Source organism: Bradyrhizobium sp. HKCCYLS3070 (genome assembly GCF_051167575.1).
GTDB lineage: Bacteria > Pseudomonadota > Alphaproteobacteria > Rhizobiales > Xanthobacteraceae > Bradyrhizobium.
On record NZ_JBNPTI010000001.1, the window covers coordinates 766,088 to 785,161 of the forward strand.

Annotated in this window: 18 protein-coding genes; 14 read left to right on the forward strand and 4 right to left on the reverse strand. The window is 63.6% G+C overall.

The window, feature by feature from the left end:
• Window positions 1–272 precede the first annotated feature (272 nt).
• Both guaA and ACQR03_RS03450 read left to right on the forward strand, forming a co-directional pair.
• Window positions 273–1,877: a glutamine-hydrolyzing GMP synthase gene (gene guaA / locus ACQR03_RS03445; RefSeq protein WP_434840951.1), complete on the forward strand. Its 1,605-nt coding sequence runs from the start codon at window positions 273–275 to the stop codon at window positions 1,875–1,877.
• A gap of 38 nt (window positions 1,878–1,915) precedes the next feature.
• A complete protein-coding gene (locus tag ACQR03_RS03450; RefSeq protein WP_434840952.1) occupies window positions 1,916–2,398 on the forward strand; it encodes a hypothetical protein in 483 nt (160 codons plus the stop codon).
• A 214-nt stretch (window positions 2,399–2,612) separates the two neighbouring features.
• Here the strand turns inward: ACQR03_RS03450 and ACQR03_RS03455 are convergent, their stop codons facing one another.
• Window positions 2,613–3,182, reverse strand: a complete 570-nt coding sequence (locus tag ACQR03_RS03455; protein WP_434840953.1) for a PadR family transcriptional regulator — start codon at window positions 3,180–3,182, stop codon at window positions 2,613–2,615.
• A gap of 86 nt (window positions 3,183–3,268) precedes the next feature.
• Here ACQR03_RS03455 and ACQR03_RS03460 point away from each other — a divergent pair, with 86 nt between their 5' ends.
• The 3 genes from ACQR03_RS03460 to ACQR03_RS03470 all read left to right on the forward strand — a co-directional run bounded on the left by ACQR03_RS03460 (window position 3,269) and on the right by ACQR03_RS03470 (window position 4,812).
• A complete protein-coding gene (locus ACQR03_RS03460; protein WP_315749801.1) occupies window positions 3,269–3,694 on the forward strand; it encodes a DUF6194 family protein in 426 nt (141 codons plus the stop codon).
• 184 nt (window positions 3,695–3,878) lie between these two features.
• Window positions 3,879–4,097: a rubredoxin gene (locus tag ACQR03_RS03465; RefSeq protein WP_316184772.1), complete on the forward strand. Its 219-nt coding sequence runs from the start codon at window positions 3,879–3,881 to the stop codon at window positions 4,095–4,097.
• Between the two features lie 70 nt (window positions 4,098–4,167).
• Window positions 4,168–4,812, forward strand: coding sequence for an FMN-binding negative transcriptional regulator (locus ACQR03_RS03470; protein WP_434840954.1), 645 nt, complete (start codon window positions 4,168–4,170; stop codon window positions 4,810–4,812).
• Window positions 4,813–4,933: 121 nt separating this feature from the next.
• On the opposite strand, the gene ACQR03_RS03475 is transcribed toward ACQR03_RS03470, so the two are convergent.
• Both ACQR03_RS03475 and ACQR03_RS03480 read right to left on the reverse strand, forming a co-directional pair.
• Complete coding sequence (locus ACQR03_RS03475) at window positions 4,934–6,466, reverse strand: PLP-dependent aminotransferase family protein (protein ID WP_434840955.1); 1,533 nt, start codon at window positions 6,464–6,466, stop codon at window positions 4,934–4,936.
• Between the two features lie 273 nt (window positions 6,467–6,739).
• The gene (locus ACQR03_RS03480) at window positions 6,740–7,675 is read right to left on the reverse strand and encodes a LysR family transcriptional regulator (RefSeq protein ID WP_315749806.1); all 936 of its coding nucleotides are present in this window, start codon (window positions 7,673–7,675) and stop codon (window positions 6,740–6,742) included.
• Window positions 7,676–7,811: 136 nt separating this feature from the next.
• On the opposite strand from ACQR03_RS03480, the gene ACQR03_RS03485 reads away from it, so the two are divergent.
• The 8 genes from ACQR03_RS03485 to ACQR03_RS03520 all read left to right on the forward strand — a co-directional run bounded on the left by ACQR03_RS03485 (window position 7,812) and on the right by ACQR03_RS03520 (window position 16,399).
• The gene (locus ACQR03_RS03485; protein ID WP_434840956.1) at window positions 7,812–9,122 is read left to right on the forward strand and encodes a cation:dicarboxylate symporter family transporter; all 1,311 of its coding nucleotides are present in this window, start codon (window positions 7,812–7,814) and stop codon (window positions 9,120–9,122) included.
• A gap of 5 nt (window positions 9,123–9,127) precedes the next feature.
• Window positions 9,128–10,159: a PdxA family dehydrogenase gene (locus ACQR03_RS03490; protein WP_434840957.1), complete on the forward strand. Its 1,032-nt coding sequence runs from the start codon at window positions 9,128–9,130 to the stop codon at window positions 10,157–10,159.
• Window positions 10,149–11,606 carry an MmgE/PrpD family protein gene (locus tag ACQR03_RS03495; RefSeq protein WP_316192682.1) on the forward strand — a complete coding sequence of 486 codons (1,458 nt, stop codon included), beginning with the start codon at window positions 10,149–10,151 and terminating at the stop codon, window positions 11,604–11,606. The genes ACQR03_RS03490 and ACQR03_RS03495 overlap by 11 nt, the downstream gene beginning before the upstream one ends.
• 17 nt (window positions 11,607–11,623) lie before the next feature.
• Window positions 11,624–13,060 (forward strand): MmgE/PrpD family protein, encoded by a 1,437-nt coding sequence (locus ACQR03_RS03500; RefSeq protein ID WP_434840958.1) that lies wholly within the window; start codon window positions 11,624–11,626, stop codon window positions 13,058–13,060.
• 9 nt (window positions 13,061–13,069) lie between these two features.
• Entirely contained in the window at window positions 13,070–13,342 is a 273-nt protein-coding gene (locus ACQR03_RS03505; protein ID WP_434840959.1) for a hypothetical protein, read from the forward strand.
• Window positions 13,339–14,208, forward strand: coding sequence for a transporter substrate-binding domain-containing protein (locus ACQR03_RS03510; RefSeq protein ID WP_434840960.1), 870 nt, complete (start codon window positions 13,339–13,341; stop codon window positions 14,206–14,208). Before ACQR03_RS03505 ends, ACQR03_RS03510 begins: the two co-directional genes overlap by 4 nt.
• 265 nt (window positions 14,209–14,473) lie before the next feature.
• Entirely contained in the window at window positions 14,474–15,772 is a 1,299-nt protein-coding gene (locus tag ACQR03_RS03515; RefSeq protein ID WP_434840961.1) for an MFS transporter, read from the forward strand.
• A gap of 93 nt (window positions 15,773–15,865) precedes the next feature.
• A complete protein-coding gene (locus ACQR03_RS03520; RefSeq protein WP_315718516.1) occupies window positions 15,866–16,399 on the forward strand; it encodes a GlcG/HbpS family heme-binding protein in 534 nt (177 codons plus the stop codon).
• Window positions 16,400–16,465: 66 nt separating this feature from the next.
• Here ACQR03_RS03520 and ACQR03_RS03525 read toward each other — a convergent pair whose 3' ends face one another.
• Window positions 16,466–17,437: a LysR substrate-binding domain-containing protein gene (locus tag ACQR03_RS03525; protein ID WP_315718515.1), complete on the reverse strand. Its 972-nt coding sequence runs from the start codon at window positions 17,435–17,437 to the stop codon at window positions 16,466–16,468.
• Between the two features lie 156 nt (window positions 17,438–17,593).
• Between ACQR03_RS03525 and ACQR03_RS03530 the strand changes: the two genes are divergently transcribed.
• Window positions 17,594–19,048 carry an aldehyde dehydrogenase family protein gene (locus tag ACQR03_RS03530; protein ID WP_316202126.1) on the forward strand — a complete coding sequence of 485 codons (1,455 nt, stop codon included), beginning with the start codon at window positions 17,594–17,596 and terminating at the stop codon, window positions 19,046–19,048.
• The last annotated feature ends 26 nt before the right edge of the window (window positions 19,049–19,074 follow it).

Below are 19,074 nucleotides of genomic sequence, written 5' to 3' on the forward strand. Positions count from 1 at the left end.
AAAGCGGGGGACCCAGTAATCCACCCGCCGGTCGTGGCCGACCGAGACGCCGCGGCGTACTGGATACCCCGCCTTCGCGGGGCATGACGGCGTTGCCACAAGCACGCTGTCATTCCGGGACGCGCCCCTTGGCGCGGGCCCGGAATCCATACTCCCGGTCGTGGTTATGGATTCCGGGCTCGCGCTCCGCGCGCCCCGGAATGACGGGGAGGAAAGGGCGTCAACCCCGGCGAAGGGTTGCGGGACTCGTGCTCTCGGCGTAATTCCTTGCCATGACAGCCCAGCCCAACACCCCCGCCAGCGCCGCCACTGACACCTCCGTGGCCGCGCTCCACGACAAGATCCTGATCGTCGATTTCGGCAGCCAGGTCACGCAGCTGATCGCGCGCCGGGTGCGCGAGGACGGCGTGTATTGCGAGATCGTGCCGTTCCAGAAGGCGGAGGCCGCCTTCCGCGAGATGCAGCCCAAGGCCGTGATCCTGTCCGGCGGCCCCGAATCCGTCCACGAAGAGGGCTCCCCGCGCGCCCCGCAGCTGATCTTCGATTCAGGCGTGCCCGTGATGGGCATCTGCTACGGCCAGATGACGATGGCCGCCCAGCTCGGCGGCACCGTCGAGGGCGGCCACCACCGCGAGTTCGGCCGCGCCGACGTCGAGGTGAAGACGGAAAGCCGCCTGTTCGAGGGCGTCTGGCAGACCGGCGAGCAGCACCAGGTGTGGATGAGCCATGGCGACCGCATCACGCAGATGCCGCCGGGCTTCTCGGTGGCCGGCGTCTCGCCGAACGCGCCCTTCGCCGTGATCCAGGACGAGAAGCGCAAATACTACGGCCTGATGTTCCACCCCGAGGTGGTGCACACGCCGGACGGTGCAAAACTGATCCGCAACTTCGTCCGCAACATCGCCGGCCTCGGCGGCGACTGGACCATGCACGCCTTCCGCGCCGAGGAGATCAAGAAGATCCGCGCGCAGGTCGGCAAGGGCAAGGTGATCTGCGGCCTCTCCGGCGGCGTCGATTCCGCCGTCGCCGCGGTGCTGATCCACGAGGCGATCGGCGACCAGCTCACCTGCGTATTCGTCGATCACGGCCTGCTCAGGCTCAACGAGGCCGAGACCGTCGTCGACCTGTTCCGGCACCACTACAACATCCCGCTGGTGCATGTGGACGCCTCAAAGCTCTTCCTCGGCGAGCTCGCCGGCGTCACCGACCCGGAAGCGAAGCGCAAGACCATCGGACGACTCTTCATCGACGTGTTCGAGGCGGAAGCGAAGAAGATCGGCGGCGCCGATTTCCTGGCGCAGGGCACGCTCTACCCCGACGTGATCGAGAGCGTCTCCTTCACCGGCGGTCCCTCGGTGACGATCAAGTCGCACCACAATGTCGGCGGCCTTCCGGCCCGCATGAACATGAAGCTGGTCGAGCCGCTGCGCGAGCTGTTCAAGGACGAGGTCCGCGTGCTCGGCCGCGAGCTCGGCCTGCCGGATGTGTTCGTCGGCCGCCACCCGTTCCCGGGCCCGGGCCTCGCCATCCGCTGCCCCGGCGAGATCACGGTCGACAAGCTCGACATCCTGCGCAAGGCCGACGCCATCTACATCGACGAGATCCGGAAAGCCGGCCTCTACGACACCATCTGGCAGGCCTTCGCCGTGCTGCTCCCCGTCAAGACCGTCGGCGTCATGGGCGACGGCCGCACCTACGACTACGTCGTCGGCCTGCGCGCCGTCACCTCGACGGACGGCATGACCGCGGATTTCTATCCGTTCGACATGAAGTTCCTCGGCAACACGGCGACGCGCATCATCAACGAGGTGAAGGGCGTGAACCGGGTGGTGTACGACGTGACATCAAAGCCGCCGGGGACGATTGAGTGGGAGTAGGGTAGGCCGTCATGAGCGGGATATCGCGACGCCATCTGTTGGCCATCCTCAGTGGCGCCGTTATCCCGGCCCCGGCCTTCGCCGGCCGCGTGTTCGCCCCGGCCGAGCATTTCTTCTCGGTCGAATTTCCGACGCCGCCGGAGGAAAAGTCGAGCGGCCTGCTTGGACTTTCGTCGACGACGTTTCTCGCCAAGGACGGCAACAAGGCCTTCGCCGTTTTCCATGCGTCCTGGCCGATCCAAGGCAAGCCGGCCGGGATGATGCAGTCCATGCTCGACGGACTGGTGGAGCGCGTATCGGGCGAATTCCTCTCGATCGACAAGACCGAGTTCAAGTCGGCGAGCGGCGCCATGCTCCCCGCCAAGCGCTTCACCTTCAGCAGCGACAAGGTCTGGGGAGGCGGCCTGACGACGGTCTCCGGACCGCACACCTTCCTCGTGCAGGTCATGAAACGCAAACCGCTGGAGGGCTGGGATGCGGCAGACCGGAAGTTCATGGCGTCGTTCAAGGTGCTGATCTGACGGCGCTGCGGGGCGGGTGTTTAATTTTGTGCACTGTCACCGTAATGCGAATTGTCCTGCGGGCGACATGCTGCGCGGCGCTCATACCGTATCTCCAGTGTTTTGATATTTGGAGATAGAAGACGAAAGATATTCGATTTGAAGCCCCAGCGTGAATGCATGCGGAGATATCGGGCTATAGCGTACAAATCAGATAGCTTCTCATGGCAGTTATTCAGTGGCTACGGGTCGTGCGGGCACGTTTTGGCGGCGCGGCGAGTGTATGCAGCGTGCCGCGGATTTCTTCCAATGATGTAGCCGTCGTCGCCAAATTTGCGCGCCAGAGATCAAGCAGGTTCTTTGTGCGGGGCGGCTTGACGCTCGGCTGGACCGAAGAGGCGATGAGCGCCAAACGTTCTGCGTTGTCCCTCAAGCGGTCGATGGTTTCAGAAATTAGGGACTTGGCTTCGGCTGCCGGTAGGCATCCGACGAACGCGATGCCCGCGCTCAACTCGATGAGGTCAAAGCTGGCCAAGGCCTGTCGCAACTGGTCGTGAAACTCGACTTCTCCGGCCTCGTTTATCGCGAAGGTCAGCTTTCCTGGGCCTCGGTTGCCCGGTTCGGGAGCGCCGCTTTCTAGCAGGCCCTCTTTTGTGAGCTGCTGCAGCGCGTGATAGATGGAGCCTGAATGCAGCTGGCTCCACGTTTGCACCTGCCATTCCTCCAACGTCTGCCGAATGGCGTAGCCGTGGCAACGCCCGAGTTCCCGGATCACTCCCAGCACCAGCAGTCTAACTACATTCATCATAAGCACCTTTCGCCTCGAGACTAGACAAATTTGACTTCCCGCGCTAGATAGGTAGCCAAACTTGGCTACCTGAGGAGATCGTTGTGGAAATTGCGCTCAAAGACATTTGCGACTGGATTCAAACGGAATTCGATGACGTCGAGGTTCATGACACCACGCCTGACCTGTATTTCCTTGCGGACGGCAACACAAAATTCCCTTTCGCGACTATCGTGACCCGTGACGAAGATCACGATAGTTCCTCGCAACTGAACCGCGAGGGCAGATACCGCCTGAATTTTGCGACCGACAAGGAGACCTTTCAAAGTCTCTTTCCGGAAATCAGAGGTAAGGCTGATCTCCAAAAAGCGAGCTTTGACTATCAGGCGTCAGACACGTTCTTCCCTCATCCGGTTTATGGCGCGATGCGCTGGGTGAGCGTGATAAACCCAGACTCTGTGTGGCCGAAGTGCAAGACGCTATTGGCCCGAGCACGCAAAATTCGAGAGCTTCGGCCGAATAGCTGGTGACTGCAGCGCAGTGGTTCGGAGAGGGGCAATGGCGACGAGCAGCTCATCTTCAGGCAAAGCATCGAGTCTGCCGCATCAAGGACAATTCTGGTCCAGTGATAATGCCAAAAACTGGCACTGTTGAATGGGGCAGGCCTGACCTAAATCGCTCGTGAACCGCCTCCTGACACAAGGGCAAGCCATCATGAGCAAGGACAGCGCTCACCCGAACTCCGAAACGACCGCTGAGGCGCCCGTCTACAAGAGTTGGACATGCGTGCTCTGCGGACTCGTCTACAATGAACGCGACGGATGGCCCGACGACGGCATTCCACCCGGCACGCGTTGGCAGGACGTGTCCGAAGACTGGATCTGCCCCGACTGTGGTGCAGGCAAGAGCGACTTCGCGATGGTCGAGGTCTGAACAAATCCTGACAATGGCTGCGTGACCGTCAACGGTGACGTGGCGTTCTCTTCCTGCCGAAGGAGTTGCAATGTACGTTCCCTCGCACTTCGACGAAGCCCGTTCTGAGATGCTCTGCGATCTGATCGAAAAGAATCCGCTTGGCATTTTGATCACGCACGGCAAGAGCGGCTTGGACGCCAATCATATTCCGTTCGAGCTGAACAGAGCGCAGGGGCAGTGGGGAACGTTGCACTGCCACGTGGCGCGCGCGAACCCGGTGTGGCGGGATCTGGACACTGGCGCTGAGGTGCTCGTGGTGTTCCGCGCGTCTGACGCCTATATCTCCCCTCAATGGTACCCGAGCAAGCAGGATTTCCACAAGCAGGTGCCGAGCTGGAACTATCTCGTCGCGCATGCGTACGGGCGCGTGACCATTCACGACGACGAACGCTACGTGCGTGGCAATGTCGCCCGTTTGACACGGAAGCATGAGGCGTCTCAACCGGTCCCTTGGAAGATGACTGACGGTCCGAAGGACTATATCGACACGATGCTCAAGGCGATCGTCGGGCTGGAGATCGCAATCACGAACCTGGTCGGAAAATCCAAGCTGAGCCAGAACAAGGAGGTGCGAGACATACGCTCCGCAGGCGAGGCCTTGAAAGAACGAGGCGAGCATGCCATCGGAGACGCCATGCTGGCGGCCGCAGCCGTCAAGGCAAGCCAGGAGTAGAGACGCGGCAATCAGGTGATAAGAGCAACGCGCGAGCGATCCAGCTTTCGTATTTGTCAGCGTCCCCATGCCGTGCGAGGAGACGTCCGGCGCGCCGGTGTGAGCATGAGCGACTGTCTCCCTATCTGACCGCCTTCAGCGGCGCGGGCTTGGATGGGCGAGCCGTCCCCTTGGCTGCAACGAATGCATCGAGGACGCCTCTGAGGCGGACGACGGCGGACTGTAGCTCGGCAATCGAAAAGCCGCCGAACCCGAGCATGAGTCCGCCACGAGGCGGGGTCGCATGGTACATGGGCGAGATCGGTCGCACCACCAGCCCCGCTTTGTGCGCCTGCTCCGCGATCGTGACATCGTCGAGGCCGGGCGGAAGCCAGAGTAACAGGTGCATGCCCTGGTCGCTCGGCTGCAGCGTTGCCCAGGACGGTAGGTCCTTGACAAGGGCGGAGATCAGGGCGGCGCGTCGTTCTGCGTAAGCGCCGCGAATGCGCCGGATGTGGGCTTCGAAATGGCCTTCGCGCATGTACTGCGCGAGGACGTGCTGGTCGACCGCCGGCGAATGGCGATCGATGAGGGCGCGCGCACCAGCGAACGCGTCGACCAGGGGAGGGGGAACGATCGCATATCCGATCCTCATCGAGGAGAACAAGACCTTACTCATCGTCCCAAGGTACACGACGCGCGCGGGATCAAGTCCCTGCAACGATGGAAATGGATGTCCGGCGTAGCGAAGTTCGCTGTCGTAGTCGTCTTCGACGATCCAGGCATTGTTCTGCCGCGCCCACGACAGCAACGCGGTGCGTCTCACCATGCTCATGGGCATGCCCAACGGATACTGATGCGAAGGCGTGACGAAAGCGACCCGGGCGTTCGGGCACTGGACGAGACCGTCTTGGACGTCGATGCCCTGATCATCCACGGGAATCCGAAACGTCCGGACATTGAAGTTTTCGAGCACGGCGATGATGCCGGGGTAGGCCGGGTCTTCGGCCCACACGGCATCGCCGTCAGAGAGAAGGACGGTCGCCGATATGAAAAGCCCCTGTTGCGTGCCCGCCGTAACGATGACCTGATCGGGCTCGCATTTCACGCCCCGAGCCTTCCGTGCATATTCGGCAATTGCGATCCGCAAATCGGGTACTCCTTTCGGATCAATGTAGCCCGACGGGGCGGCTGCCCGCAGAGCCCGGACGCGATTGCCAAGCCGTCGCCATTGGTCGCCAGGGGCAACTGCACCCGCGGGATGAGCGATCGCAAACGGCGCCGGGTCTTGAGGCCGGAGAGTCCGCGCGACCTCAGCAAGACGGGCGACTTTCTCCGGCAACAGAGGACTGGGGTCTGCGCGTTCGATCAACGCCGGAGCGCGGGTCATCAAATCGGTGTCGGCATTGACGTTCGCGACGATCGTGCTGCCTCTGGCCCGGGCCTCGAGGTAGCCTTCTGCATGGAGCTGATGAAACGCCTCGATGACGGTTCCTCTCGCGAGCTGCAATGAATTGGCAAGGGCGCGAGTGGATGGCAGTCGCTCGCCAGGCTTCAAGATCCCCTTCGATATCGCCTCGCGAAGCGCTTGAGTCAGTTGGTATCCAACGCGGCCGGCAGTCCGGTCGAGCGAGCCCAGCGAGGGAATTGCGATGATGGTTCGGCGTCGTGCCATCGGTTCTCTGGTCCAACTGTTCTCCCGAATCTTGGACCAAACAATAGATCAGTTCCAGACGCCGGTGCCGGATTCGCTCCAATTGCGAGGGGTTGCGAAGGTCTGAACTGAGAAAGAACCCCGATCAGGGTATCGGGCTACGAATTCGCATACCGGAACCTGCCGCTGGTAGCGGGTCGAAGAGGCGCTGGACATGCGGAGATGGAGCGCGACTCCGAAGCCCTGCCTGGGCTGACCAGCAACGCTGGCTATGCAGCCATCTTCGCCAATTGGCTAAGTCGCTGCCAACTTCCTTGCCGTGCTCCAAAGACTCTCAGCGGCATGGATCATCCGCGCCCGCGCGCGGATGAGGCATATGCTGATCTTGATGTCCCAGTCCTTCGGGCCGGCTCTCACCAATCGGCCGCTCTGGAGATCGAGCTCGACCAGGCTGCGTGGAGCCCAGGTGATCCCGCGGCCTTCTCGGGCCATGTTGATGAGCAGCATCACCGGTGCCGAGAAGCTGGGGAGCAGCATGGCGCTCGGCTGCTTCGTCGCGAGGAACGCGGTCACGATGCGGCCCACGCCGGAACCCGGATGATAGGCGAGATAGGGCAGCGGCTTGTCCGCAGAGCCAGGCAGCGCAAACCGCGGCATCGATTGCCGCCGGCGACCGCTGCGCGTGACGGCCTTGTAACCGGTCGCGCTGATTGGGACCAGGACGTCGTCGGCGAGATCGATGCGCTGAAAGCGATCGTTATTCAGACGGCTGGCGAGCGATGGATGGTAATGCGCCAGCATGAAATGCGCATGGGCCTCGAGCAGGAGCTTCTCACACCCGGCGAAGTTCGACGCCACGAGCTGAACGGCGGATCCGGATCGCGCGCGGTCGACCCGGCGGATCCAGTCCGGAAAGAACGTCTGCGACAGTGCGTGGGTGGCGACGAATTGAACGGTCTCGGCCTTGAGGCGCGCCGCTTCCAGGGCCTCCTCGCGGCCGTTTGACAGCCTGCGAATGACGTCCTCCGCCACCGGGCGAAAACTCTCCCCCGCCGGCGTCAGCTTCACGACATGGGTGCTGCGCTCGAACAGAGGCGCTCCAAGCCACGCTTCCAGCGACTTGATCCGCCGGCTCAAGGCCGGCTGCGTCACGTGCCGGCGCAGCGCTGCGCGGGAGAAGCCGCCGTCCTCCGCAATGGCGAGGAAATCCTCGATCCAGCTCAGGTCCATGATGCCAGCTTGTTATTGAATTATTCCAATACGGCATTAGCACCGCGGCACCGGCTGGTCCAATGTCAGGCCAAAGACAAGGGCCGCGGAGACGCTGTTTGCAGCGCCGAAGAGCACGAGGCGGGAGGACACGGAATTGACGATCACAACGACTCCTTTGTCCGAGGCGCTCCCGACGCAGGCTGCTGCCCCCCGTGCCGGCTCGCTTTGGCGGGAGCCTTATGTCCTGATCGTGGCGGGCGCCGTGCTCGGCGCGCTCGTCGGCGCGCTGTTTCCGGCTGCAGCGCTCGAATTCAAGCCGCTCGCCGACGGCTTCATCTCGCTCATCAAGGTCACGATTGCGCCGCTGGTGTTCCTGGTCGTGGTGACCGGCATCGCGCAGGTCGGCGACATGAAGGCGGTCGGGCGCATCGGACTCAAGGCCTTCCTGTATTTCGAAATCGTCACGACGCTCTGCCTGCTGTTCAGCTTCATCGTGGTGCGATGGGTCCAGCCCGGCGCGGGTGTGGCGCACGCCACCCCGCAACAGGCCGAAGCCGTGGCCCGCTATGCGCAGACCCATGTCGGCTCGTTGTCGGCCTATATCCAGCACATGATCCCCGAAAGCTTCTTCGGCGCCTTTGCCAGCGGCGACGTGCTTCAGGTTCTCGTGCTCGCGCTGCTGTGCGGCATTGGCCTCCTGATGCTCGGCGAAAAGGCGCTGCCGTTGCGCTTGGGCATGGAGCGGTTGACCGAGCTCGTGTTCAGCGTGGTCCATGTCGTCGTCATGCTGGCACCGATCGGGGCCTTCGGCGCCATGGCTTTCACGGTCGGCAAGTTCGGCGCCGCCACATTGTACGCCCTCGCGCTCCTGGTCGGGACGGCCTGGGCGATGATGGCGTTCTTCATCTTCGTCGTCCTGGGAATGATCTGCCGTCTGGTCGGCATCCGGCTGATGGACCTGCTCCGGCTGTTGCGCCCCGAGCTTCTCGTCGTGCTCGGAACGTCGTCGTCGGAGACGGCGATTCCCGGAATGATGGAGAAGCTGCCAAGTGCGGGGGTGGGACGCGCCGTGACCGGTCTCGTCATTCCGTCCGGCTATTCCTTCAATCTCGACGGCGTGGCGCTGACATTGCCGCTGAGCACGATCTTCGTGGCGCAGGTCTACGGCATCGAGCTGAGCACGGCACAGCAGTTGAGCCTGTTTGTCGTGATGCTGTTCACCAGTAAGGGCGCAGCCGGTGTCACGGGCGGGGCGTTCGCCGCGCTGGCGGCGACCGTCGTTGCGGCCGGGCTGCCTGTCGAAGGCCTCGCGCTATTGCTCGGAATCGACCGCTTCATGTCGCTGGCGCGCGCGATCACCAACACCATCGGCAACGCAGTGGCCGCGATCGTGGTGGCGAAATGGGATGGTGAATTCGACCGCGACGATTGGGGGCGGGTCGTCCAGATGAAAGCAGCGAAGTAGGATCCATGGTTCTCAGTGAAGACTTGCCGATCGTGGCGCTGGTTCCCGGTGATTGCACCGGTATCGGTCCTGAGCAGACGGCGCGAATCCTCTCCGATCACCGGCTGGCCGACGCGGCGCGCCTCGTCGTGGTGGGCGATGCCCGCGTGCTGGAGATGGGAATGGCGCATGCCGGCGTGAGCCTCGATATCGAGCGGATCGGCTCACCCAGCGAGGCTTCCTGGGTTTCCGGCAAGATCCAGCTGATCGATCTCGGCAACACCGACCCGTCGAGGCACCCGATCGGAAAGGCCAGCGCCGAGTCCGGGCGGCTCACCGGAGAGACGCTGTCGCGGGCGATCGATCTTGCCAAGGACGGCGCGATCGATGCCATCACCTTCGCGCCCTTGAACAAGCGGGCGATGTTCGACGGCGGCTGGAGGTACCCGGACGAGCACAAGATGTTCGCGGACCTGCTCGGGCACCGTACGTATTTTTCTGAAATGAACGTGTTGGATGGACAATGGATGTCGCGCGTCACCGGGCACCAGTCCCTGCGCGAGGCGCTGAACGACATCAGCCCGCCGCGGATCACCGATGCGGTGGTCCTCGTCGACAGGATGATGCGGAGATCCGGAGTCGCCGCGCCGCGGATCGCCGTGGCCGCACTGAATCCGCATGCCGGCGAGGGCGGCTTGTTCGGTCGCGACGAGATCGAGATGATCAAGCCGACGGTCGAGGCGATTGCGAAACAGGGCATTGTCTGCAGCGGTCCGTATCCGGCGGATACGGTTTACATTCGCGCGTTTGCCGGCGAGTTCGACAGCGTCGTCGCGATGTATCATGACCAGGGGCAGATCGCGACGAAGCTCCGCGGCTTCAATCGCGGAGTGACGGTCACGGCCGGCCTCGAGACCGTCTTCACCACGCCCTCGCACGGCACGGCGTTCGACATCGTCGGCAAGGGCGTCGCAAACACCGGCGCGCTCGAAAGCGCGGTCCGGCTCGCCGCGCAATTGGCCTCGTTCAAAGCCCGGGAGATGTCACATGCACACTGATCGCAGGACCCTGCTTCAGGCCGCCGCCGCTCTTCCCTTGTCCGCGGTCGGCGCGACTACGGCATTTGCACAGGCTCAGGCACCGGCGGCGCCCGCCGCGGCGCCGCCCAAGGAGGTCACGCGTACGCTTGCGCGGTACATCGTCTCGGCGGGATATGATGTTCTGCCGGTCAAGGTCCGCAAGGAAGGCGTGAGGACGCTGCTGAACTGGGTCGGCGTCGCGATCGGCGGGTCGCGACACGAAACGGTCGATATCGCGGTCGCGGCGTTGGCGCCGTTCTCCGGCCCGCAGCAGGCGTCGCTGTTCGGCCGGCGCGAGCGGTTCGACATCATGAACGCCGCCTTCATCAACGGCGTGTCCAGCCACATCTTCGATTTCGACGACACCCATCTGAAGACGATCATCCATCCGGCCGGCCCGGTGGTTTCGGCGATCATTGCGCTCTCGGAAATGCAGCCGGTGTCCGGCAAGGAGTTCCTGAATGCGCTCGTCCTCGGTGTCGAGACCGAGTGCAGGATCGGCAACGCCGTCTATCCGAACCACTACGATGTCGGCTGGCACATCACCGGGACTGCCGGGGTGTTTGGTGCGGCTGCGGCTGCCGGCAAGCTGTTGAAGCTCAACGAGCGGCAGATGACCTGGGCGCTGGGTCTCGCCGCGTCGCAGCCGGTCGGCCTGCGCGAATCGTTCGGGTCCATGAACAAGAGCTTCAACCCCGGCCGTGCGGCGTCAAACGGCATATTTGCCGCCCTTCTGGCGTCGAAGAATTTCACGTCGTCGGACGGGATGATCGAGGCGAAGCGCGGCTGGGCCAACACGATCAGCACGAAGCAGGACTATGGCGAGATCGTCGGCGATCTCGGCAAGCGTTACGAAGCCGCCCTCAACACCTACAAGCCGTTCGCCTGCGGCATCGTTCTGCATCCGGCGATCGACGCTGCGATTCAGCTGCGCAACGAGAACAGGCTGACGGCCGACCAGATCGACCATGTCGATCTCAAGGTCAACCCGCTCGTGCTCGAGCTGACCGGCAAAAAGACGCCGCAGCAGGGGCTCGAGGGCAAGTTCAGCATCTATCACGCGGTGGCCGTGGCGATCGTGGAAGGCGCGGGCGGAGAGAAGCAGTTCAGCGATCGCGCGGTAACCGATCCGACGGTGCTGTCGCTGCGTAGCAAGGTCATTCCGGTCATCACGCCCGAGATCAAGCCGGAGCAGGTCGAGATGACGATCGTGCTGAAGGATGGGCGGAAGCTCAGCCGCCGCATCGAGCACGCCGTCGGCAGCGTGGAAGTGCCGATGACCGACCAGCAGCTCGAGGCGAAGTTCGTGGACCTCGCCGACGGCATCGTTCCGGCGGCGTCGATCCGGCGGATCATGGACGCCTGCTGGAATGTCGAGAGTGTGTCGAATGCTGCCGACATCGCGAAGATGTCGGCGTCGGCCTGACGATGGCGAGGAGCGCCATGCCGTCGCGCCGCCGTCTGCTGCAATCGGCGGGGGCGTTTGCTGCAATCTCGGCGATGCCGATCCGTTTCTCCCAGGCCGCCGGCCCGGGCGTGACCGAGCGCCTGGCGCGCTACATGGTTGCGGCGCGTGACCAGGAACTGCCGGAGCAGGTGGTGCTCGCATGCAAGCACCGCATGCTCGACACGCTCGGCGCCATGGTGTCCGGCGCTCGGATGCATCCGGGCGAGATGGCGCTGAGATACGTGCGCAGCCTCGGCGGCGCGCCGCAGGCGTCCGTCGTCGGCTCCGACGTCCGGACGACGGCCGTCAATGCGGCGATGGCCAACGCCATGTGCGCTCACGCCGACGAGACCGACGATTTCGAACCGGTCACCAAGGCGCATCCGGGGTGCGCGGTCATCCCTGCCGCGCTCGCTATGGCTGAACGGGAGCATCGCAGCGGGCGCGACGTGATCCGCGCCGTTGTGCTCGGCTATGACCTGACCTGCCGCCTTCTGATGGCGCTCGGACCGGACCTCGTGCGCGGCTCGCATCGCAGTGCCGAGGGCACGTCGTCGACATTCGGTGCGCTCGGCGCGGCGGCCTCGTTGGCGCGGCTGGACGAGCGGGGCATGCGTCACGCCATCTCCTATTCGGCGCAGCAGGTCTCGGGGCTGTGGAGCTGGGTCAAGGACACGGACCACATCGAGAAGGCATTCGATTTCGCCGGAATGGGCGCGCGCAACGGTGTCATGGCGGTCGACATGGTGATGGCCGGGCTCACCGGCGTCGATGACGTGCTCGATGGCACCCACAACCTGTTCATCGCGCTGTCGAGCGATCCGAAGCCGGAGGAGATGGTCAGGGATCTCGGCAGCCGCTTCTACGTCACGGAGACGGCCATCAAGACCTTTTCGGTCGGCTATCCGATCCAGTCGCCGCTGGATGCGCTGCTCACGCTGCGCCGACAGCACGGGCTCACTCCGGACAACGTCCGCAGCATCCTGGTCAAGCTTCCGACCGACGCGATGGGAATCGTCGGCGACAGCGCCATGCCCGACGTGAACTGTCAGCATCTCGTCGCGCTTGCGTTGGTCAAGGGGGCGGTCTCGTTCGGAGACAGTCATGATGTCGCGCTGATGCGCGACCCGACGATCCTGGAGCAGCGTGGGAAGGTGACGCTTGTAGGCGACAAGAATCTGATGGATCCGGCCGCGCCACGCGGTGCGATCGTCGAGGTGACTCTGGTCGATGGCCGCAAGGTCGATCATTTCACCAAACACCCGCCGGGCACCAGGGAAAATCCGCTGAGCACGGAGGCCGTCAACGCCAAGACCAGGGATCTGATGACGCCCGTTCTGGGGCGTGAGAAGACGGAGAAGCTGATCGACATGGTTGGGCGGCTCGAAGAAATCGACGACATCGGCCGGTTGCGCGCACTATTCGCGGCGTGATCGGCTGTCATGGCGATGAGAGGCGACGGAACATCATCGTCTGATCCATTCCCGTGGCGGCGCGGCGGGCAGCGCGTCGGCTCGGTCTTCTCCGGTGCATTCTGCGGATTGACGAAAAAAGAAGACGAAGCGGGAGAGACGAGACATGAAGCAGAGGCGGATGCAGCGGCGGAGAAGGCGACCGTGATCGGATTCGACTTCGCGTTCCCGTCGGTCGGACACGTCGAGAAAGACGGCGCCGGCTATCGGCTGATCCCATCATCGTGGAATCCGACGCTATGAAGGACCGGCACATTGTCAGCACGGCGGTACCGATGTCGGATCGCGCCAGACCACGCATGAAATCGACCGGTCTGCTCGCATCGCTTTGCTTTGCCATCGCAAGTCTTTGCTTGGGCCTCTCGGCCATGATGGCGGGAGCAGCTGCGCAGGATGCGCGCGAGATCGCTCCGACCGGCGTGCTGCGCGTCGCTGTTGCGGTCGGGCCGGCCGCCTCCGCGTTCTGGACGACACGCGATCCGGCGACAGGCAAGCCTGTCGGCGTGACAGTCGAACTGACCAAGGCGGCCGCAGGCAAGCTCAATGTGCCGCTTGAGCTCGTCGATTATCAGAGCTCGGACGAAATCGCGGCCGCCGGCAGCAAAGGGGCGTGGGATCTGTCCTTCATGCCGGCGGATCGCAAGCGGGAGCAGTTCGTCGATCAAGGACCTGCCTATGTCGCCTACATGAGCGGGTATCTCATTCGCGCGAACTCGGACATCACGGCCGTCGCCGATATCGACCGTCCGGGAATCCGGGTCGGCTGCATCGAAGGCACCTCGACGTCCAGAACGGTCGAGGCGAGCATGAAAAGTGCCAGCGTGACGAAATTCATCAAGCCTGAAGAGGCCGCTGAGCTGATCGGCCAGGGTCGGCTCGACGCCCTCGCCATGGGCATGGAAGCCTTGGAGGAGCTGTCGCGGCGCCTGTCGGGCAGCCGGGTCTTGAACGAGGTCATCCAATCAACGGGCGTCGTCGTGGTCGTCCCGAAGGGCAAAGTGACGGCGCGGGAGTGGGCGGCCCGATTTCTTGCAGATGCCAAGGCGAATGGCACGGTGCGCCGAGTGCTCGATCAAAGTGGATTTGTCACCGCCAAGGTCGCCCCGTGATGCCGTGGTGAACTCCGGCCAAGCCATATCTTTGGCTTATGAGCGCCAACGCCAAATCGTATTTTGGCTGTGCTGGAATTCCGTCTATCTCCAATCGGCGGGCGATGAAGCTGTCGGCAATCATGATGGACACGACCGGCAGGCACGCTCGGAAAGTGCGCCTGCATGGTCCATGCGGCCACCCGATTGTACTGCACTCGCGCTTGTTCTCCCGGCCAACGAAGAAGCGCATCTGGTTCGAGTCCTGGCCTGAAAGTGAACGATCATGAAACTGGGCTGGTATTCCGAACTCGACGAGGTCGAACGCCGGACGTATTGGGCTTGCTTCGCGGGCTTTGGTCTCGACTCGCTGGATTCGACGATCTACGCGCTGGTCATCCCGGCGCTGATTGCAACAATCGGACTGACGCGCCCTGAAGCCGGCTATCTCGCGACCGCAGCCCTCGTCGGTGCAGCCATCGGTGGCTGGGGCGGGGGGATCCTTGCCGATCGCACCGGCCGCATCAAGGTCCTGCAACTGACGATCCTCTGGGTTGCCCTGTTCACGCTCGCATCGGCTTTCGCGACCGGCTTCAACTACTTGCTGATCGTGCGTTTTCTCCAGGGCCTCGGCTACGGCGGTGAGGCGGCCGTGGGTGGCGTCCTGATCAGCGAGGTCGTCAGGCCCGCGCTTCGCGGCCGGGTGGCCGCGTCGGTGCAGAGCAGCTACGCGGTGGGTTATGCGATTTCCGTCGCGCTGCTCCCCGTCATTTCATCGCTGTTTTCTGAAGAGCTCGGCTGGCGCGTGTTCTTTGCGGTCGGCATCGCGCCGGCCTTTCTCGTGTTCTTCATCCGCCGCCTTGTGCCGGAGTCCGGGCTTTATCGTCAAAGCCGCGCGGACGAGACAGCCGGACTGCCCGCCTGGACGATCTTCACCAGGGCCCATGTGCGGCGTACCGTGGCGGCGGTCACGATGGCCACCGGCATTTTCGGCGGTGCCTATGTGATGATCACGTGGCTGCCGACCTATCTGCGCACCGTCCTCAACCTGACCGTGGGGAGCAGTGCAGGTTATCTTGCCATGAACATCCTGGGTTCGTTGGTCGGACCGTTGCTCTATGGCTGGCTTTCGGATCGCACGGGCCGGCGTCCCGCGTTCATGATCTTCCTGCTATGCCAGGCCGTGAACGCGAGCATCTACCTGCTTGCTCCGATCGGCGCCAACGCGACGATCCTGCTCAGCTTCTTTCTGGGCGCGTTCCAGGGTGGGTTGGCATCAGGAATGTTGCCGACCTTTGCCGAATTGTTTCCGACCGAGATTCGTGCGAGCGGGCAGGGTTTCTGCCTCGGTGGCGGGCGTGGGTTTGGCTCGGTCGTGCCTGCGACCGTGGGCGTGCTTGCTGCGTCGCATCCTCTTGGCTTGTCGATGGGCCTTTGCGCGCTCGCCGCCTATGGACTTGCTTTCATCGCCGCGATGGCTTTGCCCGAGACGAGCGGCGCTGACCTGCAGCGTATGACTCCGTTGGAGATGCAAGCAGGGCAGCCGGGAGATCTCGGCAACCTCCAAGCACGGCCGTCGGAATGAGGAGGCTGAGAACGACACGCCTCGTCGAGCGAAACAAGGCGCCCAGGCTGGCCGACGAGAGCACGGAGAAGGCAACAGGGTCGGGAGGAAGACATGCACTATCGGACCATTTTGAGCGTCATCGCATGCGTCGCAGCTCTGCACTTATCGAACAGCCTCGCCCAGACATCGAACACCGACAATCCCAACGACGCGGTCGCGGATGCACTGACTCCGCCTCCTTATGGCGAGCCGATCAGCCTGGAGATGGCCAAGAAGGTGGCTGCTGCGGCCGTTGCCGAGACGACGAAGCGCAATTGGAACGCATTCTGCATCTCCGTGGTCAATCCGAGCGGCGATCTGGTCTATTTCGAAAAGCAGGACAATTGCCAATATGCGTCGATCGGCCTGTCTCAGCACAAGGCGCGCACGTCGGCACGTTATCGACGCCCCACGCTGGTGTTCGAGACGTTGCTGGGCAAAGGTGCGTATTTCGCCTATCTCGCCACGCTCGATGACATGATCGCATCGCGAGGCGGCAATCTGCTGGTCGTGGATGGCAAGATCATCGGTGCCGTCGGTGTGAGTGGTGGGTCGGGCGCCCAGGACAACGTCGTATCCCTGGCCGGGCAAGCGGCGCTGAAGTAGACGAGACCGGGCCGGAGGCGGGGCGTGATGCAGTCGCGACCGCCGGTCAGACGGTCGGCGCGTGCGCTAGGCCGCCGGCGGGATGGCGGAAGACATGGAGTCGTCGACCAAGCTGACGCCGCGCCATTGTCCGGATGTGACGAGCGTTCGCGCAGTATCCTGGAGTTCCTTGGCGACGGCGAGGGCTGCAGGCGCCAGCAGGTCCGGCTTGATTGAATAGACATAGTTGCGTCGCGTGATCCGGGCGTCCGAGATCGGCAGGGCGCGCCAGTCCTCGCTGCTTCGTCCTCCTGCCTGCAGCGCCGACATCGGCTTGATGGTGACCCCGATGCCCTCACCGACGCAGCTCATCACCAGCGAGAGCGAGTCGATCTCGGCGACCACATTCGGCGTGATGTTGCGCCGCTCGAACTCCGCAGCTACACGCCGGCGCAGGCCATGAGTTCCCGTCGGCAGGATCAGGGGCAGCTCTGCAACTTCTGCAACTGTGATGCTGCAACGGTGGCGCGGCACCAGCGGGCTGTCGGCAGGGAGAAGCACGAACAATTCCTCGTCGAGCAGCGGAATCGCGTCGAGCTTGGATGACACGTCGTTGTTGAACAGGATGGCCAGGTCGAGCTGGCCAAGCCGCATCATGTGGGCGATGTGGCCGCTCATTCCCTCGACGACGTTGAGCAGGATGCCGGGATATTTGGCGCGGATGCACTTGGTGAGCGGCAGCCCGATCGCGAGCACGGTCGTCGCGGGCAAGCCGACCGATACCATGCCGCTGACCTCTGCCGAATCCTGGCGGGCGATCGACAGCGCATGGTCGAGCTGCCGCAGCATGAACCGGGCGTGATGGTAGAGCGCAAGGCCGTTCTCGGTCGGGATCACGCCGCGCGAGGAGCGCTGCAGCAAGGGCCTGCCCACTTCCTCCTCGAGCTTTGCGATCTGCTGGCTCAGTGCGGGCTGCGCAACGAACAGGCAGCGCGACGCCTTCGACAGGCTGCCGCTCTCGACGATCTGGGCGAAATAGCGCAACTGACGCAAATCCATGAGCGGGAACCGCACTGCCTGGGAAGAACGAGACCTTGCCGCCGGGCTATATGCTCAGCTTATGGCAACTAATCCAAAACAGTATTTTTGCTAATGTCAATTTCTCTCTAAGGACGAGGGTAACAGGTGTGAAGACCCTTTGGGAGGAACCAGACGATGGCGGACGCTGCGGTTCAGGGACAGGCGTCGGCCGGTCTGCCATCGTGCCGCCTCTTGATCGCCGGGGAATGGGTGAATGGTCCGCACACCGTCGCCGTGCTCGACAAATATCGCCTGCGGCCCGCCATGTCCGCGCATCTGCCGTCGCGCGAGCAGGTCCGCAGCTGCATTGTCGCCGCGGAGCGGGCGTTCGAAGCCAATGTACTGACGCCCTATGATCGCGGCCTCATCCTCGATCGCGCTGCGGTCGAGCTTGAGACGCGTGCGTCGGAGCTGGTGGAGGTGCTGCGCCAGGAGGCGGGCTTTCCACGCCGCGATGCAATGGGCGAAGTCCAGCGTTGTGCGACGACGTTTCGGCTCTCCGCCGAAGAGGCGCGGCGGCTGGCCGGCGAGATGGTGCCGATGGAAGGGGCCGCAGGCCAGAAGGGCCGCATCGGCTTCACCATCCGCGTGCCGCTCGGCGTCGTGGCCGCGATTACGCCGTTCAATGCTCCGCTCAATACGGTGGCGCACAAGGTTGCGCCTGCACTGGCGGCTGGTAACGCCGTGGTGCTGAAACCGTCGCTGCATACGCCGATGACGTCCTGCATCATGGCGGAGTGCCTGATCGCGGCAGGTCTGCCATCGGGGCTGATGTCGGTGCTGCATGGCGATGGTGAGGTCGCCGACTGGTTGATGGCCGAGGCGGCAGTGAAATTCTTCGCGTTCACCGGCAGCACGGACGTCGGCCGCATCATCCAGGGCAAGGCGGGACTGCGCCGCACGCAGATGGAGCTCGGCTCGATCTCGCACTGCGTGATCTGCGAGGACGCCGATCTCGATATTGCGTTGCCGAAGGTCGTCAACGCGGGCTTCCGCAAGGCCGGCCAGGTCTGCACATCGATCCAGGTGCTGCTGGTGCAGCGTTCGCTGATCGGGCAGGTGGAGCAGAGACTTTCAGAGCTCGTTGCCGGGCTGCCCTACGGAGACCCCGGCGAGGACGACACCGTTGTTGGGCCGGTCGTCAGCGAGGCCGCCGCCCAGCGCATCGAGTCCTGGATCGCGCTGGCCGAGCAGAGCGGCGCGCGGCGTCTGGTCGGCGGCGCGCGGGTGGGCGCCGTGGTTCCTCCCACGCTGCTCACGAATGTCGACAAGGCGACCCCGCTCGGCTGCCAGGAAGTGTTCGGGCCTGTGATGTGCGTCGCGCCCTTCGATGTGCTGGACGAGGCGATCGCGCGCGTCAACGACACACCTTATGGACTTGCCACGGGCATCTTCACAAAACGCCTGGACGAGGCTCTGCAGGCCGCGCGGCAATTGCAAGTCGGTGGCGTTCACATCAACGAGACTCCGAGCTCCCGCGTGGACCTTATGCCGTATGGCGGCTCCAAGGATTCCGGGTTCGGCCGCGAAGGGCCGCATTACGCGATCCGCGAAATGAGCGAAGAGCGTATCGTGACGATCCTCGCATGACGCGAACCGTCACCTGACAAGGATCT